The sequence below is a fragment of the Pseudomonas sp. SDT291_1_S447 genome (genome assembly GCF_054070155.1).
The window spans coordinates 38288-62501 of sequence record NZ_JBSVXS010000028.1 but is presented as its reverse complement, the minus strand read 5'-3'; the positions used below and the strand labels follow the sequence as shown (position 1 = coordinate 62501).

15 protein-coding genes and 2 pseudogenes are annotated in these 24214 nt (G+C 59.0%); 7 read left to right on the top strand and 10 right to left on the bottom strand.

The features are described from left to right. Positions 1-70: 70 nt before the first annotated feature. The 3 genes from ACW9IR_RS12310 to ACW9IR_RS12300 form a co-directional block, all read right to left on the bottom strand. Positions 71-1741, bottom strand: a complete 1671-nt coding sequence (locus ACW9IR_RS12310) for an ATP-binding protein (protein ID WP_102901824.1) — start codon at positions 1739-1741, stop codon at positions 71-73. Further along, positions 1738-3240 (bottom strand): ATPase domain-containing protein, encoded by a 1503-nt coding sequence (locus ACW9IR_RS12305; protein WP_457463407.1) that lies wholly within the window; start codon positions 3238-3240, stop codon positions 1738-1740. The genes ACW9IR_RS12310 and ACW9IR_RS12305 overlap by 4 nt, the downstream gene beginning before the upstream one ends. Before the next feature lie 132 nt (positions 3241-3372). Next, positions 3373-4428, bottom strand: a complete 1056-nt coding sequence (locus tag ACW9IR_RS12300) for a tetratricopeptide repeat protein (RefSeq protein ID WP_102901822.1) — start codon at positions 4426-4428, stop codon at positions 3373-3375. A gap of 172 nt (positions 4429-4600) precedes the next feature. On the opposite strand from ACW9IR_RS12300, the gene ACW9IR_RS12295 reads away from it, so the two are divergent. The 3 genes from ACW9IR_RS12295 to ACW9IR_RS12285 are packed head-to-tail and all read left to right on the top strand — an operon-like array spanning position 4601 to position 7896. Then, on the top strand, positions 4601-6736 hold the full coding sequence (locus tag ACW9IR_RS12295; protein WP_457463405.1) for an FUSC family protein: 2136 nt from the start codon (positions 4601-4603) through the stop codon (positions 6734-6736). Beyond that, entirely contained in the window at positions 6726-6926 is a 201-nt protein-coding gene (locus ACW9IR_RS12290) for a DUF1656 domain-containing protein (protein ID WP_095120872.1), read from the top strand. Before ACW9IR_RS12295 ends, ACW9IR_RS12290 begins: the two co-directional genes overlap by 11 nt. A gap of 4 nt (positions 6927-6930) precedes the next feature. Then, positions 6931-7896 carry a biotin/lipoyl-binding protein gene (locus tag ACW9IR_RS12285; RefSeq protein ID WP_150729862.1) on the top strand — a complete coding sequence of 322 codons (966 nt, stop codon included), beginning with the start codon at positions 6931-6933 and terminating at the stop codon, positions 7894-7896. A 197-nt stretch (positions 7897-8093) separates the two neighbouring features. Here ACW9IR_RS12285 and ACW9IR_RS12280 read toward each other — a convergent pair whose 3' ends face one another. From ACW9IR_RS12280 to ACW9IR_RS12255, 6 genes are all read right to left on the bottom strand, one after another. Next, entirely contained in the window at positions 8094-9515 is a 1422-nt protein-coding gene (locus ACW9IR_RS12280) for an efflux transporter outer membrane subunit (RefSeq protein ID WP_102901819.1), read from the bottom strand. Further along, positions 9512-12691: an efflux RND transporter permease subunit gene (locus ACW9IR_RS12275; RefSeq protein ID WP_077573019.1), complete on the bottom strand. Its 3180-nt coding sequence runs from the start codon at positions 12689-12691 to the stop codon at positions 9512-9514. The genes ACW9IR_RS12280 and ACW9IR_RS12275 overlap by 4 nt, the downstream gene beginning before the upstream one ends. A gap of 15 nt (positions 12692-12706) precedes the next feature. After that, a complete protein-coding gene (gene mexE, locus ACW9IR_RS12270; protein WP_095120869.1) occupies positions 12707-13960 on the bottom strand; it encodes a multidrug efflux RND transporter periplasmic adaptor subunit MexE in 1254 nt (417 codons plus the stop codon). Between the two features lie 272 nt (positions 13961-14232). Then, positions 14233-15972 carry a dipeptidase gene (locus ACW9IR_RS12265; protein WP_457463402.1) on the bottom strand — a complete coding sequence of 580 codons (1740 nt, stop codon included), beginning with the start codon at positions 15970-15972 and terminating at the stop codon, positions 14233-14235. A 244-nt stretch (positions 15973-16216) separates the two neighbouring features. Next, a complete protein-coding gene (locus tag ACW9IR_RS12260) occupies positions 16217-16732 on the bottom strand; it encodes a hypothetical protein (RefSeq protein ID WP_457463400.1) in 516 nt (171 codons plus the stop codon). 82 nt (positions 16733-16814) lie between these two features. Then, the gene (locus tag ACW9IR_RS12255) at positions 16815-17783 is read right to left on the bottom strand and encodes an AraC family transcriptional regulator (RefSeq protein WP_457463410.1); all 969 of its coding nucleotides are present in this window, start codon (positions 17781-17783) and stop codon (positions 16815-16817) included. 102 nt (positions 17784-17885) lie between these two features. Here ACW9IR_RS12255 and ACW9IR_RS12250 point away from each other — a divergent pair, with 102 nt between their 5' ends. From ACW9IR_RS12250 to ACW9IR_RS12240, 3 genes and pseudogenes are all read left to right on the top strand, one after another. Next, positions 17886-19136: an MFS transporter gene (locus ACW9IR_RS12250; protein WP_457463398.1), complete on the top strand. Its 1251-nt coding sequence runs from the start codon at positions 17886-17888 to the stop codon at positions 19134-19136. Between the two features lie 416 nt (positions 19137-19552). Then, positions 19553-20632 (top strand): annotated as a pseudogene (locus ACW9IR_RS12245) (HAMP domain-containing protein); the annotation flags it as partial. 348 nt (positions 20633-20980) lie between these two features. Next, positions 20981-21496: pseudogene (locus tag ACW9IR_RS12240) on the top strand (methyl-accepting chemotaxis protein); the annotation flags it as partial. 127 nt (positions 21497-21623) lie between these two features. Here the strand turns inward: ACW9IR_RS12240 and ACW9IR_RS12235 are convergent. Beyond that, positions 21624-22538, bottom strand: a complete 915-nt coding sequence (locus ACW9IR_RS12235) for a LysR family transcriptional regulator (RefSeq protein WP_007914920.1) — start codon at positions 22536-22538, stop codon at positions 21624-21626. 269 nt (positions 22539-22807) lie between these two features. Between ACW9IR_RS12235 and ACW9IR_RS12230 the strand changes: the two genes are divergently transcribed. After that, complete coding sequence (locus ACW9IR_RS12230; RefSeq protein WP_016983050.1) at positions 22808-23830, top strand: zinc-dependent alcohol dehydrogenase family protein; 1023 nt, start codon at positions 22808-22810, stop codon at positions 23828-23830. Positions 23831-24214 lie beyond the last annotated feature (384 nt).

The window sequence follows — 24214 nt, the reverse complement described above, 5'->3', positions numbered from 1 at the left end:
TGATGATCAAGAACAAGATCAAAAGATCGCAGCCTTCGGCAGCTCCTACAGTTTCAGTGTTTCAGCGGTTTCAGCTTTTGATCATCTCCCGCACCTTGGCGGTCAATAGGTCGAAAGTGAATGGCTTGGTGATCATCTGCATTCCTGAGTCGAGGAATCCGCCACGCACTGCCGCATGTTCGGCGTAGCCGGTGATGAACAACACCTTCAAACCCGGCCGGTATTGCCGACCAACTTCCGCAAGTTGGCGACCATTCATGCCCGGCAGACCGACGTCGCTGATCAGCAGATCAATGCGTTGCGCTGAGTTGAGAATCGGCAGGGCACTATCGGCGTCTCCGGCCTCGACAAACGCATAACCCAATTCACTGAGTACCGCACTGACCAGCACGCGTACGGCCGGGTCGTCTTCGACGATCAGCACGGTCTCGCCATCTATGGCTTGGGGAGCCTGCTCGGTATCGGAAACGGGAAGTTCGAGTTCTTCGCCACGGAAACGCGGCAAGTAAAGTTTGACCGTCGTGCCCTGATCAATTTCGCTGTCGATCGAGACGTGCCCACGCGACTGCTTGCTGAAACCGTAGATCATCGACAGGCCCAGACCGGTACCCTGACCGATCGGCTTGGTGGTGAAAAATGGATCGAATGCACGGCTTACCACACTCTGCGGCATGCCGCTGCCGTTGTCGGTGACGCTCAACATCACGTAATCACCAGGCTCAAGATTGGCGTAGGCCTGGGTAAAGTCACGGTGCAGTACCTGATTACTGGTCTCGACCACCAGTTTGCCGCCCTCGGGCATGGCGTCGCGGGCATTGATCACCAGGTTGAGCAGGGCGCTTTCCAGTTGATTGGGATCTGCTTCGGCGACCCACAACTTGTCGTCAAGACGCATGTCCAGCTGAATGCTTTCGTTGAGACTGCGCTGCAATAGCTCGCTCATCGACAGCACCAGGGTGTTCATCTGTACGGCTTTCGAATCGAGCGATTGTCTGCGCGAAAACGCCAGAAGCCGATGGGTCAGGCCGGCGGCACGATTAGCGGAGGTCACACCCAGATCGATCAGGCTGTCGAGGTCTTCTGTGCGACCTCGCGCCAGGCGCCGACGCAGCAATTCAAGGCTGCCGATGATGCCGGTAAGCATGTTGTTGAAGTCGTGGGCGATACCGCCGGTGAGCTGGCCGACCGCTTCCATTTTCTGCGACTGGCGCAACGCTTCTTCGTTGTGCCGCAGTTGGGCGGTGCGTTCCTCGACCTGTTGCTCAAGCGTTTCCAGCGTCGATTGCAGGCGTCGTTCACTTTCACTGAGATCGATCAGACGGTCGCGGGCTTCATACTGTCGTCGTCGACCGCGCAAGGCAGCGGATACCAGGCTGACCAAGGTGGCAGGGTGAAAAGGGCGCTCAAGGAAGGTCACGTTGCCCAGCAGGCCGCTGAGGTGCGAAGACGGGCCTTGCTCCTGTCCGCCGTGATGGGTGAGCAGCACAATCGGTAGATCCGACCACGCCGGTTGTTGCTCCAGATAGTGCAACAACGCCTCCATTTCCGGACCGCGTAATGCTTCTGCCGCAATCAACAATAGCCCGGCACCGGGTTCCAGTTGCGTACACAGCGTGGCGAGATCGGGGGTGATCATGCCGCCGTAACCCGCCTCGTTGAGAATCATCAGCGCAATCTGGCTGTCGCGGCCCATGGGCGCCAGAATCAGCGCCCGTTCGGACAGCGCAACCGCAACTGTCACGAGCCTTGTTCCTGTAACAGTGGATTACTCGCGCCGAGGTAAGTCGGCACACCGCGAAGCACGCCTTGAAAGGCTTCCAATGGTTCGCCGATGGTCATGCCCTGTTTCGAGATCCGGTATTCACGAATCGTTGATTCATGGCTGCCGGTGCGTTTCTTGATAATGGAGATCGCACGGCGGACTTTGCCGATGGCTTCGAAGTAGCGCAACAGAATCACCGTGTCAGCCAGATAAGTGATGTCGACCGGCGCCTGCATGTCGCCAACCAGACCGTGCTGGGCCACTGTCATGAATGTCGCCGCACCTTTGCGGTTCAGATACAGCAGCAGCTCGTGCATGTGCAGCACCAAAGCGTTTTCTTCCGGCATCGCCGCCTGATAGCCGTTGATGCTGTCAATGACCACCGTTTTGATCTGGCGCTCATCGACGCAGCGACGCACGCGGTGGGAGAACTCACCCGGTGACAACTCGGCGGCGTCAACCTGCTCGATCAGCAGATTACCGGTGGCGCGCAGGGCCTTGAGATCGATGCCGATATTTCTCATGCGCTCGAACAGCAGTTCCAGCTCTTCGTCGAAGATGAACAGTGCGGCTTTTTCCCCGCGAGCCACAGCAGCGGCGGCGAAAATCATCGATATCAATGATTTGCCCGTACCTGCCGGGCCCAGAATCAGGGTGCTGGAGCCGGTTTCGATACCGCCGCCGAGCAAGGCATCCAACTCTTTGATGCCGCTGGTCAATTGCAGGCGCGGATAGTCACCACGGTGCTCCGCCGCTACCAGGCGCGGGAATACGTGTACGCCATCACCCATGATGGTGAAGTCGTGATAACCGCCGCGGTATTTTTGCCCACGGTATTTGATCACGCGAATACGTCGGCGCTCGGCACCGTAGTTAGGCGTCAGTTCTTCAAGACGAATCACCCCATGGGCGACACTGTGCACGGTCTTGTCGAGGGATTCGGTGGTCAGGTCGTCAAGCAGCAACACGGTGGCGTCGTAACGCACGAAATAATGCTTGATCGCCAGAATTTGCCGGCGATAACGCAAGGAGCTTTGCGCCAGCAACCGGATCTCCGACAGGCTGTCGAGTACCACTCGCGTCGGTTTGAAGCGTTCGACCACCTCGAAAATCTGCTTGGTCGCCTCACCCAACTCCAGGTCGGAGGAATACAGCAGGCTCTGCTGATGTTCCGCGTTGAGCAGACTTTCCGGGGGTGTCAGCTCGAAAATGTGGATATTCTCGTCCAGCTCCCAACCATGGGAAAGCGCCCCTTGGCGCAGTTCACGCTCGGTTTCCGAGAGCGTGATGTACAACGAGCGCTCGCCGGCTTTGGCGCCGGCGATGAGAAAATGCAAAGCGACTGTGGTTTTGCCGGTACCGGGTTCACCCTCCAGCAAAAAGACATGCCCGCGAGACAAGCCCCCGGCGAGGATGTCATCCAGGCCTACAATACCGGTGGCGGCTTTCGCACTGATCAACTCGTTAGATGTCGACAAAAAATGCCCTCTCATGACTACGGGAATCGAGACCGCTGACTGAATTGAACGGCCTGAACTACTTGACCCGTAGCAATGATGGCAGTTCCGCTTTTTCTTCAGCGCGAAAGGATTTACCCCATTGCCGCAGGATCAGAGACCTTGCTGCAGCGCCGGATCGTCAGGGTTCAACTGCTCCAGTTGAGCCAGCAAAATCTGTACGTTCTGCAGTTGACCGCTTTCCTTCCAGTAATTGATCAGCAAGACCCGCGCCTTGCGGTCGGCAGGGTGGCGCTGGACGATTTCCTGCAACTGTTTCTGCGCCGCTTCCAGCTCCTGCGCACTGTGCAGGGTGGTTGCAAGATCGTAGCGGTAGTCCTTGTTATCGGGTTCCAGTTCGACAGCCTTGGACAGGCCGAGCAAGGCATATTCACGCTGGCCGTGGTGCAGCAGCCACAGGCCGAGGGCATGTTGCAGATAGGCGGAGTCAGGCTGGGCTTTAAGCTGTCGAGCGAGCAGTTGGCGGGCGGCGTCACTCTGGCCCTGGCGGTCGAGCACGTCGATCTGCATCACCAATGCCGGCAGGTTGCCGGGTTCCAGCCGCAGTGTGTTGTCCAGCGCCAGCTGCGCTTCCTTGAGTTCGGCGTTATGTATATAGAGGCGCGCCAGTTGCGCATAAGACGCGGCGCTTTCCGGTTGATCCTTCAGCGCCTGTTCCCAGCCATCGATTGCCTGCTGCAACGGTGCGAAATACAGACCCAGTTCGTCCGGGGACAGGCCGAGCAGAGCATTGATTGCCGCAAAACGAACGGTTTGATCCTCGTCATCCAGCATCGGCCCCAGCAACAGGCTGCGTTGCCCGCCAGGCACCAGGCCCACCACACTTTTGATCGCCGCCAGGCGCACCGCGGGGGCTTCGTTCTGGAGGTCCGCGTCGGCGAGCTTCAGGGCCTGTGGGCTTGGGTAGTTGGGCAACTCGCCATGCAGCCAGACACGCCGCTTGACCGAAAGATCCGGACGTCCCAGTTGCTGATACAACTGACGCGCAGCGCCCGGTTCACCGGTACGGGCGGCGCCCAGCGCTTCGCTGTAGCCATGTTTGATTGCATCCGGAATCACCGCAGTGGTGCTGCGCACGGACAGCCAGACCACGACGGCAATGAGGACAAGGCCAAGACTGATAAGCAGGTAGCGACGAGACTGAGGCATGCAGGTTTCCGAAAACAGACGTACTTGAGCAGAGCGGCAAGCTTCGGTCAGCTCAGGCTCTGAGTCAAACACCGAGCATGCGAATCGCCCTACAAGTTCTGTCGACTTCGAAACCCGTCAGGCATGCGATGCAGTGTCTACGCTTGCAGGAGTCGCTTCGTTGAGTGTTGCCATGCAAGCTCTGTTCAATTATTTCAAGGTTGTGATCCATCCAGGTCAAGCCGTACTGCTGTTTGCCCTGCGTACCATTGCGGCGGGTCTGTTGACGTTGTATCTGGCGTTTTTGTTCGATCTCGATCAGCCCAAGTGGTCGATCATGGCGGTCGTCATTGTCAGTCAGCCGTTGGCGGGCATGGCGCTGGCGCGCAGTTTCGGCCAGGTGATCGGCACCACCCTTGGTGCGACGGTTGCAGTATTGATCATGGCGGTCTTCCCGCAGGCGCCGCTGCCGTTCATTACCACGCTGGCTCTGTGGCTGGCGCTCTGTACCGCGGGCGGCACGTTGCTGCGTTACACCAGTTCCCAGGCGTTTGTACTCAGCGGTTATACCGCTGTGGTGGTGGCGTTGCTGGCTATTCCTGATCAGGATGGCACCTTCCTCCTTGCCATTACCCGCGTCACCGAAACCTTGCTGGCTGTGGCCTGTGTCTGTGTGGTCAGCCTGCTCACGGCGCGCCCGCAAACCGTGGCCAAAGGTTACTTCGCCAAGGTTGATCAGGTGATCAAGCTGGCAGCGAGCCATGCCGCGGCAGTGTTGCGCACGGAGGAAAGCGAAACCGATTTTCAACACCGACAAATGCGTTTGCTTGGGGAGATCAGCGCCCTGGAAGGGTTGCGTCGCCATTTGTATTTCGATGCGCCACGTTTGCGCAGCGCCAATAACCTGGTGCTATTGCTGGGCAATCAACTGATGCTGCTGACCTCGCGGTTGACCGCTTTACGGCATCAGCGCGAACTGCTGACCGAGCGCTGGGAGGGTGATCTGCCCCTCGATATCCAACGCCTTCGTGCCGATGAACTGGCACTTCTCGACCAATTGGCGGAGCAGGGGCGGTCACTGCCCCCGGATAGACGCCATCACATCGTCACTTTGCAGCAACAGTTCGAGGTGTTGGCCTATAAGGCCGAGCAACTGACCGAAGACATGAGCGCTACTCTGCGTTCGCTGGCATGGGCGTTGCGTTGGGAACAGGCGCGGCTGTTACAGCAACTGGAACAGATTCTGGAGTTGAGCGATGCCATTCAGGAAGGGCGGGAGGCCAGTTGCCTTTATCGTGGTCAGGCCAGCCCCTTGCACCTGGATTTCACTCTGGCCTCGATGAACGCCGTCCGCGCCTTTACCGCATTACTGGTTGCCGGGTTGATCTGGATCGAAACCGCCTGGGATGGCGCACGAGGCGGGATGATTCTGGTGGGCATTCTTTGTTCGCTGATGGCGACGTTTCCGCGGCCGCTGCTGGCCGCACAGAGTTACGCCCGAGGCTTGGGGCTGGCGCTGGTGGTATCAGCCTTTTATCAATTCATGCTGGTACCGGCGATCAGTGATTTCGAGCTGTTGGCATTACTTTTGGTACCGCTGCTGTATGTGATCGCTGTGGGCTTGGCGAGTCCGGCAACAGCGGGGATCGGCATGGGGTTGGGATTGTCGAGTTTCCTGCTGCTCGGCCCGCAAAATGTCGGCACCGGGCAGAACACCGCGATTCAATGGTTCGAATTCGCCGGCGCCTACGTCAGCGCGGCCATGCTTGCCCTGATTGTCTATGCGTGGATTTTCCCGTTTCGCCCGGCGTGGCGCCTTCGCCGTCTGTATAACGAAGCGCGCGAGCAGGTGTATGCGCTGACCAAAACCCCCGCGACCGATGAACAACAGTTTGCCTTCGAAAGCCGTATGGTCGATCGCCTGACCAGCATGCTCGGCCTGCTGCCAGCGGCGAACAGCCGGCCCATGCAGCAACTGTATGAAATCAGTCTGGCTTGCGTGGCACTCGGCGTGGCGATGCATCAGTTGCGACAGCAGGCACACAATAATGCGCTGCTGACAGATGCCTTTACTCAGGGTCTGGCATCGGCCGTGCGCAAAACCGGGCGCTTTGTCGCCGGGCGGCAGGATGTGCAACTGGCGCCGTTGTTGACCACGCTGCATACATTGGGCGATGAACTGGATGAGCTGCACGTCGCCAGTCATGAGCATGTCTGGTCGCTGTTTCGTATGCGTGTGGCCCTGTTGATCGTCGTGTCATTCCTGCAGCGCCACGGTGACGACATTCAGCGTACCGTCCCGGAAGGAGAAGCAGCCCTTGCCCATTGATTTCGAAATCGGCGGTGTCTATCTGCCGCCCATTGCCCAGGCGTTACTGCTGGCCATCCCGATATTCATGATGCTGGACTGGGGATTGCGGCGTCTGGGCGTGCTGCGTCTGGTCTGGCATGAGGCGCTGTTCGAAGGTGCCTTGTATGCCTGCGTGTGTGCCACGCTGATTTTGCTGATGGGAGCCTGATGCCTTGAAAGTGCTATTCACGCGATTGATCACATTGGCGGTGGTGCTGCTGGCGATCGTACTCGGCTGGTTTGCCTGGGAGCATTACACCCGTGCGCCGTGGACCCGGGATGCACGGGTGAGGGCGGATGTCGTGACCTTGTCTGCCGACGTTTCGGGGCGGATTGTCAGGCTTGCGGTGCAGGACAACCAACATGTCGCCAAGGGGCAACTGCTGCTGGAAATCGATCCGGCGCGCTATAGCCTGGCGGTGGAGCACGCGCGACGGTCGGTGGAGGTCGCGAAGGCAACGCTGGGCCAGTCTCAAGCCTCCATTGTTGCCAGTGAAGCCTTGCTCAAGCAGCGGCAGAGTGAAGAACGCCGACGACGTACGCTCAAGCAGGGGTTCGCGATCTCTGGGGAAGAGTGGGAAAAATCCAGTACCGATGTGGCCGTGGCCCAGGCGGACGTGTTGCGCAATCAGGCCAATCTCGGTCTTGCCGAGGCCAATGTGCAGTTGGCGATTGCCGCATTGACCCAGGCAGAACTGGACTTGCAGCGCACCCGCGTCGAGTCGCCAGTCAGCGGTTACGTGACCAACCTCCTGACCCGTGAGGGTGACTACGCGGTGAGTGGCGGCGCGTTGTTGGCGCTGGTCGACAGTGACTCGTTCTACATCAGTGGTTACTTCGAAGAAACCAAACTGCCGCGTATCGGCGAGGGCGATCGGGTGCGGGTGCAATTGATGAGCGGGGAGACTTTCGGCGGCACCGTGCAAAGCATTGCCTTCGCCATTGCCGACCGTGAGAACGCGCCGGGCAGTCGGTTACTGGCCAATATCAACCCGAGTTACACCTGGGTAAAACTGGCACAGCGGGTGCCGGTGCGGATCGATATCGATGGCGACTACGCCGGTAAAAACCGCCTGCGAGCGGGCACCACAGCCACCGTCACAGTGCTGGAAAACACCCGATCTGAAGAACACCGTTAACCCCGTGGGAGCGAGCCTGCTCGTGAAAGCATTGGATCAGCCCCGATGGTATCGCCTGACACACCGCATTCGCGAGCAGGCTCGCTCCTACAAGATTTCATTGATCAAAAATCAAAAAAAAGCCCCGCGACCGAATGATACGCGGGGCAAAAAATTTGGTTGGTTGCGGCCAACCAAAGGAGCTCTTTAACAATCGATTACTTGCTGGCAACAGTCTCCGGTTGCCAGCCGCCGCCAAGGGCCTTGTAGATCGCGACAATGCCGCGATACAGGTCGACTTCAGCCTGGGCCTGACTGTCTTCGGCATTCAGCCGTTCACGCTGCGCGTCGAGCAGCACGAGGAAGTCTGTCGTGCCTTCGCGATAACGGATTTCAGCGAGGTCGGCAGCCTTGCGGCTCGATTCGCTTTGACGGATAAGCGAGATCAGGCGTTGCTGACGTTTGCCGTAATCGCTGAAGGCGTTTTCCGACTCTTCCAGGGCCAGCAGCACTTGTTGCTCGTAAGTCGCCAGTGCGCCTTCGGCTTCAGCATCGGCGCCACGCAAACGGGCGCGTACGCTGCCAAGGTCGAACGCCGCCCACGTGATGCTCGGGCCGAGTGCCCAGGCGTTGGCCGCCGAGGAACCGATCTGCGAACCACGCCCGGCCGTCCAGCCGAGGAAGCCGCTGAGGCTGACCCGTGGGAACAGATCGGCTTTCGCGACACCGATGCGCGCCGTGGCCGAAGCCAGATTGCGTTCAGCGCTGAGAATGTCCGGACGACGCTGCAACAGTTCGCCCGGATCACCGATTGGCAGAGCCTTGGCAATCGCTGGCAGGTCTTTTGGACTCAGATCGACGGTCAGTTTGTCCGGACGCTCACCTAGCAGGGTGGCGATACGGTTTTTCTGCCGAACCTGTTCCGCCTGCAACTGCGGCACGGTGGCTTCAACGTTGGCCAGACGCGCATCGGCGCGCTCGACATCAAGCTGATCACCGACACCGGCGTCTCGCAGGCTGATGGTGATCTTGCGCGATTCCACCTGATTGTTGAGGTTGGCCACGGCGATCTTTTCGCGCAGTTGCGCGCCGCGCAGTTGACCGTAAGCGTCGACCAGTTCGGCAATCATGGTGACTTGCAGTTGGTACAGATCGGCTTCGGCCGCTTGCTGGTCGGCGTCGCTGGCTTCCAGATTGCGCTGGATACGCCCGAACAGATCCAGTTCCCAGGCCATGTCCAGCCCCAGGTCATAGCGTTCGCTATTGACCCGGTCGGTGGTCTGGCCAGGGATTTGTCCCTTGGCCAGATCACTGCTGGCGCGGCTGGTGATGGTCGGCATCGCATCGTTGCTGGCGTCGTCGCGGATCGCCCGGGCGGCTTTCCAGCGGGCGAACGCCACGCGCAGTTCACGGTTGCCTTGCAGCGATTGGGTCACCAACTGATTGAGGGTCGGATCGTCGAATTGCTGCCACCAGATGCCTTCGAATTTCGAACGGTCGAAGTTCTTTTGTCCGGCGGCGCCGTCGGTGACGGCCGTGATATTGGCCGCCTCCGTGGCTGGGGTCTTGTAGTCGGGGCCGACAGCGCAGGCGCTGAGGGCCAGCACCAGCAGACTCGGCAGGAAGACTTTCAGACTCATTGTTGCGCCTCCAGTTTCAGAGCTTTGGCCGCTTTGCGGGCTTCGCCGCGTTCGACAAAATTACGGATCAGTACGTAGAACACTGGCGTCAGCAACAGACCGAAGAAGGTCACCCCGAGCATCCCGGAGAACACCGCCACACCCATGGCGTGACGCATCTCGGCACCGGCACCGCTGGAGAACACCAGTGGCACCACGCCCATGATGAACGCGAAGGAGGTCATCAGAATCGGCCGTAGACGCAGACGGCAGGCTTCCAGTACCGCAGCGAGCGGGTCGAGGCCTTCTTCCTGTTTGTCCTTGGCGAATTCGACGATCAGAATCGCGTTCTTACAGGCAAGTCCCACCAATACGATCAAGCCGATCTGGGTGAAGATGTTGTTGTCACCGCCCGAGATAATCACGCCGGTGATGGCCGACAGCAGGGTCATCGGTACGATCAGGATCACCGCCAGTGGCAGGCTCCAGCTTTCGTATTGAGCGGCCAGTACCAGGAACGCCAGCAATACGCAGAGCGGGAACACGAACAGCGCGGTGTTGCCGGACAGAATCTGCTGGTAGGTCAGGTCGGTCCACTCGTAGGTCATGCCGTTCGGCAGTTCATCTTTCAGCAGTTTCTCGATGGCTTTTTCCGCCTGGCCGGAGCTGTAGCCCGGGGCAGCCGCGCCGTTGATTTCTGCAGTGATGAAGCCGTTGTAGTGCATCACGCGATCCGGGCCCGAGGTGTCGCTGACCTTGATGAATGTCGCCAGCGGGATCATTTCGCCTTTGTTGTTGCGTACTTTCAGTTGACCGATCTGATCGGATTCGAGGCGGAACTGCTGCTCGGCCTGAACGTTGACCTGATAGGTGCGCCCGAAGCGGTTGAAGTCGTTGGCATACAACGAACCCAGGTAGATCTGCAGGGTGTCGAAGATGTCGCTGACGGCCACGCCGTGGGTCTTGGCTTTTTCACGGTCGATGGCGGCATCGACTTGTGGCACGTTCACCGTGTAACTGGTGAACAGCCCGGCCAGTTCCGGCACGCTGTGGCTCTTGTTGATGATGTTCATGGTTTCTTTGTACAGCTCGTCGTAGCCCAGGTTGCCCCGGTCTTCGATTTGCAGGCGGAAACCACCAATGGTGCCCAGACCTTGTACCGGCGGTGGCGGGAAGATCGCCATGTACGCCTCTTGAATGTTCGCGTACTGGCCGTTCAAGGCACCAGCAATCGCACCGGCGGACATGCTCGGGTCTTTACGTTCGTCGAACGGTTTCAGGGTCACGAAGACGATGCCGGCGTTCGGACTGTTGGTGAAGCCGTTGATCGACAGCCCCGGGAACGCTACGGCGCTTTCCACGCCTGGCTGTTTCAGCGCCATGTCGGACATGCGCTTGATGACTTCTTCGGTGCGATCCAGGCTCGAGGCATCCGGCAGTTGTGCGAAGGCCACCAGGTATTGCTTGTCCTGGCCCGGTACAAAACCGGTCGGCGTGCTGGAGAAACCGAAGAAGGTCAGCACCATCAGGCCTGCGTAGAGCAGAAGGGCGATGCCGCTGCTGCGGATAACCCGGCCAACCGTACCGACGTAGCCATGGCTGGCACGGTCGAAGAAACGGTTGAACGGACGGAACAGCCAGCCACCGAAGATCTTGTCGAGCACCTTGGAGAAGCGGTCTTTCGGTGCGTCATGGCCTTTCAGCAATACTGCGGCCAATGCTGGCGACAGGGTCAGCGAGTTGAACGCCGAGATCACGGTCGAGATGGCGATGGTCAGTGCGAATTGCTTATAGAACTGCCCGGTGAGGCCGGAGATGAACGCCGCCGGAATGAACACCGCACACAGCACCAGCGCCGTGGCAACGATCGGACCGGTTACTTCACGCATGGCCCGTTTGGTTGCTTCGACCGGTGTCAGTCCGAGTTCAATGTTCCGTTCGACGTTTTCCACCACCACGATGGCGTCGTCGACCACGATACCGATGGCCAGTACCAGGCCGAACAGCGACAGCGCGTTGAGCGAGAAGCCGAACAGGTGCATCACCGCAAACGTACCGATCAACGATACCGGCACCGCCACCAACGGAATGATCGAGGCGCGCCAGGTTTGCAGGAACAGGATCACCACCAGTACCACGAGGATCAGTGCTTCGAAGAGGGTGTGAACCACCGCCTCGATCGAACCGCGCACGAAGATCGTCGGGTCATAGACGATGCTGTAATCCATGCCTTGCGGGAAGCCTTTCTTCAACTCGTCCATTTTCGCCCGAACGTCGTTCGAGATGTCGATGGCATTGGAGCCTGGACGCTGAAAGATCGGAATGGCCACTGCCGGCTGGTTGTCCAGCAACGAACGCAGCGCGTATTGGCTGGAGCCCAGTTCAACGCGAGCGATGTCCTTGAGGCGAGTGATTTCACCGTCGTCGCCTGCACGAATGATGATGTTCTCGAACTCTTCCTCGGAGACCAGACGACCCTGTGTGTTGACCGACAGCTGGAAGCTCTGGGCATTCGGGGCAGGGGGCGCACCCAATTGACCGGCAGCCACCTGGCGGTTTTGCTCACGAATCGCGGTGACCACATCGGTCGCGGTCAGATTGCGCGAAGCGGTCTTGTTCGGATCGAGCCAGACCCGCAGCGAGTAATCGCCCATACCAAACAACTGCACATCACCAACACCGTTCAGACGAGCGAGCTCATCCTTGATGTTGAGGATTGCGTAGTTGGACAGGTAGAGCATGTCGTAGCGCTTGTCCGGCGAGGTCAAGTGCACAACCATGGTCAGGTCGGGCGAAGCCTTGTCGACGGTGATACCGATGCGCGTCACTTCCTCGGGAAGCTTCGGCTCGGTTCGGGTCACCCGGTTTTGCACCTGCACCTGCGCGTTGTCCAGGTCAGTGCCCAGGGCGAAGGTGATGGTCAGGGTGATCTTGCCGTCAGCGGTCGACTGCGAGGACATGTACAGCATGTTCTCGACGCCGGTGATGGCCTGCTCCAGCGGAGCGGCCACGGTTTCACCGATGACTTTAGGGTTGGCGCCCGGGAAGTTGGCACGTACCACCACGGTTGGCGGCACGACTTCCGGGTATTCGCTGATCGGTAGCTGGAACAGCGAGATCGCACCGGCGATCAGGATCAGCAGCGAAAGCACCGCTGCGAAGATCGGCCGTGAAATGAAGAATTGGGAAAAATTCATCGGAGTTGTCGTCCCTTAACCGCGTGGGGTCGTAGCAGCCAGCTTCACAACCGAACCGGACGCGCCTTTGGCAGGGGCGACTTTCGGCAGGTTGCTGGCTTCCAGCGCTTGACGTTGTTGAGCGAGTGCCGCGATGGTCTGTTCGCTGGCCATCGGCACCACTTCAGGCGTGACCGGTGAGCCAGGACGAACCCGTTGCAGACCCTTGACGATGATCGTGTCGTCCTTGTTCAGGCCGGTACGGACGATGCGCAGGCCTTCGATTTTCGGACCCAGTTCGACGGCGCGGTAGGCGGTTTTGTTGTCCGCATCCATCACCAGTACGAACTTCTTGCCGAGGTCGGTACCGACCGCTTCGTCGTTGATCAGCATGGCGTTGTAGGTGCCGCTGCCGACCAACTTCAAGCGTGCGTACAGGCCCGGGGTGTAGGTGCCGTCGCTGTTATCGAACACCGCGCGACCACGGATGGTGCCGGTTTTCGGGTTGACTTGGTTGTCGACGAAGTTCATCTGGCCGAGGTGCGGGTTGCCGTCTTCATTGGACAGGCCCATGTACACCGGGGTCGTGGCGCCGCGTTGACCGTTGCGGGCGAGCTGGGTGTACTTGAGGAACACACGCTCGTCGGCGTCGAAGTAGGCGTAAACGCGATCGGTGGAAACCACGCTGGTCAGCGGGGTGGTGTCGGCGGTCACCAGGTTACCGGCGGTGATCTCGGCACGGCTGACGCGGCCACTGATCGGCGCGGTCACGCGGGTGAAGCTGAGGTTCAGTTTGGCCAGGTCCAGTTGCGCTTGCAGGGCACCGACGGCGGCGCGGGCTTCTTGGGCAGCGCTGGTGCGCGAGTCAGCCAGTTCGGCGGAAATGGCGTTGCTGGCGCGCAGGCGTTCACCGCGACCGGCTTCGTTTTCACTGCGAGTGGCGTTGGCGCGGGACTGGGCTACGAGTGCTTCGAGGCGGCGCACCTCAGCCTGGAACGGACGCGGGTCGATCTGGAACAGCAGGTCGCCTTTCTTGACCAGTGCGCCCTCAGTGAACGCGACGTCGTCGATCTGGCCGGAGACCCGTGGACGGATTTCAACGGTTTCCGGCGCTTCGAGGCGCCCGGTGAATTCGTCCCACTCGTTGACCGGTTGTTCGATCACCTTGGCCACGCTGACTTTGGCAGCAGGCGCGGTGGCGGCAGTCTCCGGAGTCTTGCCGCAGGCGCTCATCACCAGTACGGCCAGCATGGCCAACGGGAAGCGCAAATGTTTGAGTGACTGTTCCATGGATGCATCCGCCAATGTATTGAAGATGGGCGGATGATGCTCGGCGAGGTGTGATGGCACGAATCGAATGAAGCAAAGGTAACTATCATTCGGAATGATATAAGAGCCGAACGAGCCCTCTAGCATGCACCTTTCGTTAGGGGGCTATCAATCTCTTTGAGGGCAATTCTGTGTTGCCCGGTGTGCAAAAGTCAGGAGCGAGGCTGCGCGGCGGGGATTACGCGGGGATTAAAAATGTCGAACCCGCCATGGCGGCGGGTTCGACAATGCGATCAGAGTTTCGGCAACTGACCGATGCGGCCGATCATTTCCGTGACGATTTGCAGATCCAGCTGGAATTGCTCCACGGTCTTGAACTCGCCATCGGTGTGACCGGTGTATTTCACATTTGGCATGGCCAGACCGAATTGCACGCCGTTCGGCAATTCATGCACCGAGGTGGCGCCGGCGGAGGTGCCGAACTCGTGTTTCATGCCGAGATTTTCTGTTGAAACAGCCAACAGTGTCTTGACCCACTCACCCTCAGGATTGCGGTACATCGGCTCGTCGATCGAATAGTCAAAAGCAACGGCTACGTGGCTCTTATTGCTCCACGCTGCCAGTTTCTCAGCGATTTCTGCTTTGAGCTTCTCCGGCGACTTGCCCTTCGGAACGCGCAGGTTGACCGCGAGTTTGAAGGCTTTGTCATCCATGCCGACGTAGGTCAGCGATGTTGTCAGCGGCCCCATGAAGGCATCGGAGAATCCGACTCCCAGCTTGTTACCGAGATAATCCAGCCCCCAATTGTCGGCAGCGTAACGTGCGGCATCGGTGATGTGGTTGTGCTTGAACGCGACTCTGCCATCAAGGCTATTGATAAAGACCAGCATCCGCGCGACCGGGTTGACTCCGGATTCGGGCTCGGAGGAGTGCGCAGATACGCCAGTCACGGTCAGTTTGACGTCTTTGCCGTCGACTTTAGCGCTCACCTGGAAATCGCCGCCATTGCGCTTGGCAAACTCGTCACCGGCCTTCTGCAGGCTGGCAGCCAGCTCCGCAGGCTTGTCGGTGACCAGGGTGGCGACCGATGCCGACGGAATCTGGTTGTTCGCCAGGCCACCGGTCATCGAGGTGATCTCCGCACCTTTGCCTTCACCTTTGCGCTTGGCAAAGTTGGCCATAACGGTGCCATAGCCTTTCTCGGCAATCACCACCGGGTAGCCGCCATCCAGCGCGAGGTTGTAGTTCGGCGTCGGATTGCGTTCGAAATAGTAGGGAATCGCGTCGCCCGTGGTTTCTTCGGTGGTGTCGACCAACAGCTTGAAGTTGCGCACCAGCGGCAGCTTTTCTTCCTTGATGACTTTCATGGCATACAGCGTGACCACGATGCCGTTCTTGTCATCTTCGGTGCCGCGACCATACATGCGGTCGCCGATCAGGGTGATCTTGAAAGGGTCGAGGCGGGTGCCATCCTTGAGCACCCAGTTTTCCGGCGTCACCGGCACCACGTCGGCGTGCGCATGAATGCCGACGACTTCATCGCCACTGCCGTCGAGGGAAATCTCGTACACACGGTTGTCGATGTTGCGGAATTTCAGATTGAATGACTCGGCAAGACTTTTGATCTTCGCGGCGATCTTGATGAATTCCGGGTTGTCATGCTGTTCGACACCGTCCTTGCGATACGTCGGGATCTCGACCAGTTCGCGCAGGGTTTCGGTGGCGGCATCGCTGTATTTCGCGCGCGTGTAGATACCCAACAGACGATAGATTTCGTTCTGCTGCTCGGCCGTCAGGCTCTTGTTATCGAGGTAAGCGCCAATAGCCGGGCCGATGTCGGCGGTTTTCGCCAGATCGCTCTTGCCCAGGCTGCCGAGGAACTGGCGGAAGTCTGTGGCTTTGTCGGCGCTGTAGGTCTTGAGGATTTCAGCGCTCTGCTGCGGGGTGATATTGGCTTGCGCGGGCGCAGTGAACACGGCAAGACCGGCCAGCATCAAGGTGGTGGCAGCCAGTTTTTTGAAGGGGACATTCATTACGAAGGGCATTCCTTTGCAGGGCAGTGAGTTAGGCGTGCCTCAACGCTGAGACACATACACTTACAAACTAACACCGTGCCAGAGCCTTGCGGGAGTCCTGAAAGGGGATGTGTCGCACAAAAATGCAAAAGAGGCGCACAAATGAAAAAGCCCGGGGACGGTTCCCGGGCTTGTTTATGAGTGAGATAAGTCGCCGACCAGAGTCTCGGCGAATCCTTACACCAAGTTCAGCAAAGGGCGGCTACCTGAAAATCTGCTCCATCATCAGCCTGGATGGGATCAGCAACGTATTCGTGTAATAGGCCTCATACCCATAGGCAGTTATGCGAACTTTGCACGGGATTGAAGCTTGCGACGCCAGCAACGGTTTGATGGCGTCGTAGTCATTCAAGTCGCGTTGCGTTCCATCCGCATTGGTGTAGTAAAAGATCAGATTGGAGGAAAACTTGTAATTGGGCCTGGCTTGACTGCTTGCGTTCACTCGCCCTTCGGCTTTTACCGCGATTGGATGCTCGGATGAGAACTCCATGTCTCGGTTCAGAGAGCAGATCAGGGTAGGGCTGAGCTGGTTGGAACTTTCGTAATCATTGAAAGTGTTCTGCAAATCCACAGTGGAGTTGAAGTGTGCCGTGAACAGGTTGGCGGGGCCGAGCTCAAACGACGATAACGTGAGGTCGGCGGGTGGAATACTGGCCGTTTTTACGCAGCCAGTGCAGAGAATAACGCCCAGGTAAATGACCGCGCGGAAGCTGTTCATTGGCCAAAGATACCGTTGATTGAATCAAAAATCAGATCTCGATGTAACGGGAGGTAAATGATTCAGTGGCAGGGATCATCGACTAGCTGCGTTCGGCTTGCCTCACCTTACGACTCAATCCAGGCGTCTTGCCCGTAACGCGCTTGAATGCGCGACTGAAAGCGGCCTGGGAGGTATAACCCAAACGTTGTGCTACTTCTTCAATCGGTAGCCTTTCGAGGGTCAGCCACTGGCTTGCAAGCCGCATGCGCAGTTCGGTGACATAGCGTAGCGGGGCCATGCCAATCGTCGCCTGGAAACGGTCCGCGAAGACCGAGCGTGAGGTGTTGCAGTGCTCTGCCAACTGCGCAACAGTCCAGTCGCGGCCGGGTTGTTGATGAAGCGCAAGCAGTGCACCGGCCAAACGGGGATCGCGCAAGGCGGCGACCAGGCCAGAAGCATTGCCGCAGGCGCACTCCACCCAGCCACGAACGACCATGGCCGCCACCACGTCGGCCAACCGCGCGAGGATACCGGCGAAGCCGACACGAGCGGCGCTTACCTCGCGCTCCATGGTGGTCAGGATCGGCACTAGTCCGGGGTAACGCTGGCCGCCGGCATCAATCAGCATCAGTCCCGGCATCAGCCGGCCAAGGCCATGGATACTGCCCAGTTCAAACTCCATACAAGCACTGAACAGAATAGTGCTCGGAGTGGCGCTGGCATCGGTTCCGGTATTCACTGCGCTGACGGTTTCACCCAAGGGCGCACCGTCTAGATGATCGATGTCCTGGACAGGCGCGCCCTGATGGGAAAACAGTTGATGGGCTGCGCCATGGGAAATAAACACGGCGTTGCCGGCAGACAGCGCGTACGTGGTCCCGTCCTCCATCCGCAACACCGCATTGCCGACGGCCATGAAGTGGAACCAGGCGTGCCCAGGTTTTTCAGCAAAGCCCAAACCGAAAGTTGGACCCGTTTGGATGCGCCGGTATTCAACACCACGCAGGCGCATGCCGCGCAACAGCTCGTTGATGAGGTCCGAGGAAAGAGCAAACTGATCTACAGGCATCATTCAGGTGTTTTGATCAAAAAGTGGAGACTTTGGATCATAGATCATCCGGATTTCGGCGCCTAGACTTCGGCTCCTAATGAAAATTGGGAGATCCGTGCAATGACTGGCTGTGTATGTAACACCGTGTCCGACCGCCATTGCGGCGTCGGCGCGGACGTAGAACCTGCAACCCCCGCGTGGATGGCAGTATTTTCGTTGGCAATGGGTGTGTTCGGGTTACTGACCGCCGAGTACCTTCCGGCCAGTTTGTTGACGCTGATGGCTACCGACCTGGGAGTGTCTGAAGCGCTGGCTGGCCAGGCGGTAACGGTAACCGCCGTGGTGGCGTTGTTCGCTGGCTTGTTGGTGCCAGGCCTGACCCGCGGCATCGACCGACGTTGGGTGTTGCTGGGTTTTTCCATGTTGATGGTCGCCTCCAATCTGTTGGTCGCCGTTTCCTCCAGCTTCGCGGTGCTGTTAGTGATGCGTATCTTGCTGGGCATTGCCCTTGGCGGGTTCTGGAGCATGGCGGCGGCGGTAGCGATGCGCTTGGTGCCGAGTGCGCTGTTGCCCCGGGCGCTGTCGATCATTTTCAGCGGCATCGCCATCGGCACGGTCGTTGCGGTGCCGCTGGGCAGCTATCTGGGTGGGCTGTATGGCTGGCGCAGCGCGTTCTTCGCCGCGGCGGCGGTAGGCATGGTGACCCTGGCTTTCCAGGCGTTCACTCTGCCGCGTCTTGCGCCGCGCCGGCCGGCACGCCTGCGCACTGTGCTCGAGGTGTTGCAGCGCCCAGGCATCGCCATGGGGATGTTCGGTTGTGTGCTGGTGCACAGCGGGCACTTCGCGATGTTTACCTATGTTCGGCCATTCCTTGAAGGGACTACCGGCATCGGCGCGCAAGGGCTGTCACTGATGCTGCTGGGGTTCGGTGTGGCGAACTTCGTCGGCACGCTGGTGGCCGGCAGGCTGCTGGAGCGCCACCCGCTGGCCACTCTGGTGCTGATGCCCGCGCTGGTCGGCGTTGCAGCACTGGCGTTGGTGCTGTTGCCGGCCTCGGTGCCGGGGCAGGCGCTACTGCTGGCGGTCTGGGGCATGGCCTTTGGTGGTGTGCCGGTGGCGTGGTCGAACTGGGTCGCCAGCGCGGTACCTGATCAGGCGGAAAGCGCCGGAGGCATGGTAGTGGCCTCTGTGCAGTCAGCCATCGCCACGGGCGCCGCCGCTGGCGGTGCAATGTTCAGCCTCGGTGGCAGCGCAGGCGTATTCGTAGCGGCAGCCGTGCTGATGCTGCTGGCGGCGTTGCTGATTGCTCTGCGTGTCCGCGTCCCTTCTGGCCATGGCGTTCGCCAGTCCAAGCCCGCGTTGCACCTTTGATCCGGTTTGCCAAACCGCCTCTATCCTTCCGTAACCAGGGACGTAGCCGTGTTATCGAGCTGCAAGCGGGGCGAACCGATCCTGTTCTGCTACTGAACTCCCACGCCGCTAATGGGCCAATCGGATTGGGTCTAACTGGCGCAGAAGCCGGATTTCGATATCTGGCAGGGTTGGGTCAGTGAAGCAGCGGCCAGGAAAATCGATGCGACGTTCTGGAAGGTTTTCCAAGGCAGGGAAGCCTTTCTTTAATCGCAGATAGATTGCGCTGAGTTTGCCGATGTTCGCCGTTCTAAAGTGCGCACCGTCGCGGTCGATAACTCAGAGTACGCATGGGCTTATCTCCTCATAACAACACATGCGACGTTCAGTGCTAGCGTTTCCCCTTGCCAAAACTATAAATATCCGCAGGTGAAGTCATGAATATCAAGCAGAAGCTGACCTGGGCGTTCGCAGCTATCGCGTGCGTCCCGGTCATCTTGGTCGCCGTTTTGGTAGTGCTGAATTTGCGAGAGGGGGCCCTGGCCAATTTTCTCGACAGCAGCGGTCGTGAGATCCGCCAGATTGACAATGGCATGCAGCAGTTTTTCGACGGCATAAGCCAAAACGTCGACTATATAGCCAAGGACCCGCGCGTTGTCGCGGCCAAAGACCTCAAGAGCTACGCGGGTGCCGAAGCTGCGCAAATTCCACTTACTCAGGCCAACAAAGAGCTGCTGGCGATATTTGACCAGTTCGCCAAAAGTCATCCGAGTACTGCTTACCTGTCCCTGGGTCTGAGCGACGGCGGATACGCCAGTTGGCCGGACGACACCAAGCTGAACAACTACGATCCGCGCGTCCGTCCCTGGTATAAAGCGGCCATCGCCACGCCAGGCGCCACTGTGCGCACGGGTGCCTACTACTGGGCGCCGGACGATGTGACGCTGATCGGCACTGTGCGTACTGTCGCCGACGCCGCCGGGAATATCCTGGGAGTGGTTGGCCTTGATGTATCGCTTAAACAGCTCACTGAACTGGTGCGCAACATCAAGCTGGGCGATAGCGGCTACCTGATGCTGGTGGAAGACAACGGTAACGTGCTGGTAGACGCCAGCGACGCGAAGCACAACTTCAAACCTCTGGCCGACCTGGGTCCCAACTACGCCGAACTAGCCAAGGGAGGCGACGGCGTGACCCAAATCGAGATTGATGGTGTGGCCTACATGGCCAACGTGGTCAGTTCCAAAGACCTGGGCTGGCGCTTTATCGGCCTGATCAAGCGTGATGAAGTGATGGCCGACGTCAGCCGGCTGACTTGGTTGATCGCCGCCATTGCAGCGGCATTGGCGTTGGTGTTCGCGATAGTAGGCGCCAGCTTTGCGAGCGTCATCGTGCGTCCGATTCGCGGCGTGGCCGACGGCCTGCAAGAAATCGCCGAAGGAGAAGGCGACCTGACGCGCCAACTCCAGGTGCAGGGCAAGGACGAAACCGCCAGCCTGGCGGGCTGGTTCAACCAGTTCCTGAGCATGATTGCACAATTGGTGCAACGCATAGGCAACGCCTCATCTGACCTGCAGACCGCGGCCGCCGACACTAGCGAAGTGGCCAACAACATGAACCAGGCTGCAGGTCGTCAGCGTGAGGCCGTGGAGTTGGTGAGCACCGCGTTCAACGAAATGGTCGCTACTGCCAACGAAGTTGCACGTTCGTGCAGTGCTGCCGCGTCGAGTGCCGACGAAGGCTACCGCGACGTACATGACGGCCAGCAGCACATCGGCGAAGCCACAGGCAGCGTGCTCAAGCTCAGCGAAGACCTGCAAAAGTCGACCCAGACCATGCAGTTGCTGGAGCAGGACAGCCAGAACATCAACACCATTCTCGATACCATCCGCTCGATTGCCGAGCAGACCAACTTGCTAGCGCTCAATGCGGCGATTGAAGCCGCGCGCGCCGGTGACCAAGGCCGAGGCTTCGCCGTGGTCGCCGACGAAGTCCGCGCTCTGGCTCGCAGGACAGCCGACTCCACCGGCGAGATCGACAGCTTGCTGGGCAATCTCGCCCGCCGCACCCAAGAAGTCACGCAGCAGATGCAAGGCAGCCTGCAAGTGTCCCACGCCAGTGTGGAACGCATTCAGCAGGCGCGTGACAGCTTCGACAAGATCCGTGGCTCGGTGGACTCGATCCGCGACCAGAATACCCAGATCGCCACAGCCGCTGAGGAGCAGCACCAGGTGGCCGAAGAGATCAATCGCCACATCGCCCAGATCCATGCCGATGCCCAACTGGTCGAAGGCTTTGCTCAGTCGTCACAGGCTGGCTCGGGTCGATTGATAGACATTTCCGGTCAGCTCAAAGGCCTGGTGGGTCGTTTCAAATATTAGTATCCCGACCCGAATGAAAACGGTGAGCACTCACCGTTTTTACTCGGCCGACATACGCGGTTTTATTGCTTCTACCGTTGCGCTGAAAGCCTCAGGCCGGTCTATCGAATAGCAGAGAGTCCTAGCCCTAGAGACTATCCGGATCGCCAAAAAACATCTGGATCCGCGACCGCAGCCAACGCTCACCCGGATCATTATCCTGGGACCCACGCCAAGCCATATGCAGCTCAAACGTACGCGTCGGCAACGGCGGATCTTCCGCGCGAACGCCGCCAGCCGCCGTCAACGCCTCCGCGGTGTAATCCGGCACGGTCGCCACGATGTCAGTGCCCGCCAGCAACGTACTCAAGCCATTGAACTGCGGCACGGCCAGCACCACATGGCGTTTACGCCCGAGTTTCTCCAGCTCTTCATCAATAAACCCACTGAGATCACCGGCAAACGACACCAGCGCATGCGGACGTGCGCAGTAGTCGTCCAGGCTCAACGGCCCCGGTACGGTATCGGCGCGCAGCAGTTTTGGTGCGCTGCGACGCAGGACCTTGCGCTTGGCGTTGGCCGGCAGGTCGGTGGTGTAGCTGACGCCAATGGATATCTCGCCGGAGGCCAAAAGGCCCGGCATCAATATGTAGTTGACGCGACGAATCACCAACACGATGCCAGGCGATTCGGCGCGCAGGCGTTTGAGCAGCATCGGCAGCAGGGCAAATTCGACGTCATCCGATAAACCGATACGGAATACCGAGGTGCTGGTGGCCGGGTCGAATTCGGCCGCGCGGCTGACGGCGGTCGAAATGGAATCGAGGGCCGGCGAGAGCAGGGCGAAGATTTCCACCGCGCGGGCGGACGGTTCCATACTGCGCCCGGTGCGCACGAATAGCGGGTCGTCGAACAGGCTGCGCAGGCGCGAGAGCGCCGCACTGATTGCCGGTTGACCGAGAAACAGTTTTTCTGCCGCCCGGGTCACACTGCGTTCGTGCATCAATGTTTCGAATACGATCAACAGGTTCAGGTCGACACGACGCAGGTCATTACGATTCATCTGGAGTCCTGGCAGAGTCATCAAGCTTGACGAGAGCGGCCATATGAGAACAATGGCCGGCATGAATCTTACGGGGAAAGACTGGTACTCTGCACCGGAAAATTCAGCCTAACTGAGACGGTGGCAGCAGTTTTTCACGGATTTTGCCAATGCCGCCCATACTGCGGAATCAATGACAGGCATGTCGACTATTAATAGCCACTGATAGTCTTGGGTCAAAAGCCCAGATAGAGTTCAGGGCATTAGAGGTTACTTTGACGAGGTTTGCGATGTCCCGCACGATCCGTTTTCACAAGTTTGGTCCGGCCGAGGTGCTCAAATGCGAAGAGCATGCGGCCGCTCAGCCAGGTCCTGGCGAAGTGCAGGTGCGTGTCGAGGCGATCGGCATCAGCTGGTATGACACCCTCTGGCGTCAGAATCTGGCCTCGTCTCAGGCGCGACTGCCTGCGGGTCTTGGTCACGAGATGGCCGGTGTGATCACCGCTGTCGGCGACGGTGTTGATGATCTGGCAGTGGGTGACAAGGTCGCCAGTTTTCCGGCCGAGAGTGCGAACGACTACCCGGTCTACGGCGAATCGATCGTGCTGCCGCGTACTGCGCTGACCCGTTATCCGGATGTGCTCAGCCCGATTGAAGCCAGCGTGCATTACACGCCGTTGCTGATCGCCTACTTTGCCTACGCCGATCTGGCACGGGTCAAACCGGGGCAGTTTGCGCTGGTCACTGACGCCAGCCATTGCGCCGGTCCTTCGTTTGTCCAGTTGGGCAAGGCAATGGGTGTGCGGGTGATTGCCGCGACCAAAGAAGCCGAGGAGCGCGAGTACCTGCTGTCCCTTGGTGCAGAAAAGGTCATCGTCACCGAAGAGGAAGATCTGTTGATGCGAATCAACAAGATCACCGACAACCGTGGTGTCGACGTGGTGTTCGACGGCCTCGGCGGGCCGCAGATGTCGCTGCTTGGCGATGTGCTGGCGCCGCGTGGCAGCCTGGTGCTGTATGGCTTGCAGGGCGGCAATCAGACGCCGTTCCCGGCCTGTGCAGCGTTCCAGAAGAACATCCAGTTCTTCGTGCACTGCATCGGCAACTTCACCGGCAAGCCGGAACTGGGCATCACTCAGGATCACGTCGCTTTGCAACGGGCCCTGCGTGACATAAACCAGTTGACCGCTGACCGCGTGCTTCTGCCCCTCAAGACCCGTGTATTTCCGTTCAACGAGTTCGTCGAAGCGCATCGCTACATGGACGAATGCCCTTGTCGCGAACGGGTTGCTCTGCAAGTCGAACCGGCGTAAGCCTTGTAATCAGAGTCCGTGGCCCCACGGACTCTTGTGCGTTTATCCTACCGTTTAAAACAGAGACCCCGAGAGCTGCACCCGACACCGTTCAGCAACTGAACTGGTTTTTGCTCTCGATCTGTATCTTCTAATCACAACATAAGCCCTGATAATTGAATGATTACTTTCATCTCAAGGAATGAGCCATGACTGTGCATTCAATTCGTCCCTCACATTATCAAACGGCTAAAACTGTTGATCGCACCAACTTCTGTTTAATTGTTGTAGGGCTATTCCGAAACCGCTTCTCTTTTTCTTGTACTCACTTGTCGTGGGATGTTGTGGGAAGTTTCCTAGGAAGATTTAATTCTAGAAAATCCCTAGCAATTACAGAGGGTTGAC

Coding starts and splice junctions, on each gene's coding strand:
- ACW9IR_RS12300 (WP_102901822.1), bottom strand. CDS start 4,428: ATGCCTCAGTCTCGTCGCTACCTGCTTATCAGTCTTGGCCTTGTCCTC.
- ACW9IR_RS12295 (WP_457463405.1), top strand. CDS start 4,601: ATGCAAGCTCTGTTCAATTATTTCAAGGTTGTGATCCATCCAGGTCAA.
- ACW9IR_RS12280 (WP_102901819.1), bottom strand. CDS start 9,515: ATGAGTCTGAAAGTCTTCCTGCCGAGTCTGCTGGTGCTGGCCCTCAGC.
- ACW9IR_RS12275 (WP_077573019.1), bottom strand. CDS start 12,691: ATGAATTTTTCCCAATTCTTCATTTCACGGCCGATCTTCGCAGCGGTG.
- mexE (WP_095120869.1), bottom strand. CDS start 13,960: ATGGAACAGTCACTCAAACATTTGCGCTTCCCGTTGGCCATGCTGGCC.
- ACW9IR_RS12265 (WP_457463402.1), bottom strand. CDS start 15,972: ATGAATGTCCCCTTCAAAAAACTGGCTGCCACCACCTTGATGCTGGCC.
- ACW9IR_RS12260 (WP_457463400.1), bottom strand. CDS start 16,732: ATGAACAGCTTCCGCGCGGTCATTTACCTGGGCGTTATTCTCTGCACT.
- ACW9IR_RS12255 (WP_457463410.1), bottom strand. CDS start 17,783: ATGCCTGTAGATCAGTTTGCTCTTTCCTCGGACCTCATCAACGAGCTG.
- ACW9IR_RS12250 (WP_457463398.1), top strand. CDS start 17,886: ATGACTGGCTGTGTATGTAACACCGTGTCCGACCGCCATTGCGGCGTC.
- ACW9IR_RS12235 (WP_007914920.1), bottom strand. CDS start 22,538: ATGAATCGTAATGACCTGCGTCGTGTCGACCTGAACCTGTTGATCGTA.
- ACW9IR_RS12230 (WP_016983050.1), top strand. CDS start 22,808: ATGTCCCGCACGATCCGTTTTCACAAGTTTGGTCCGGCCGAGGTGCTC.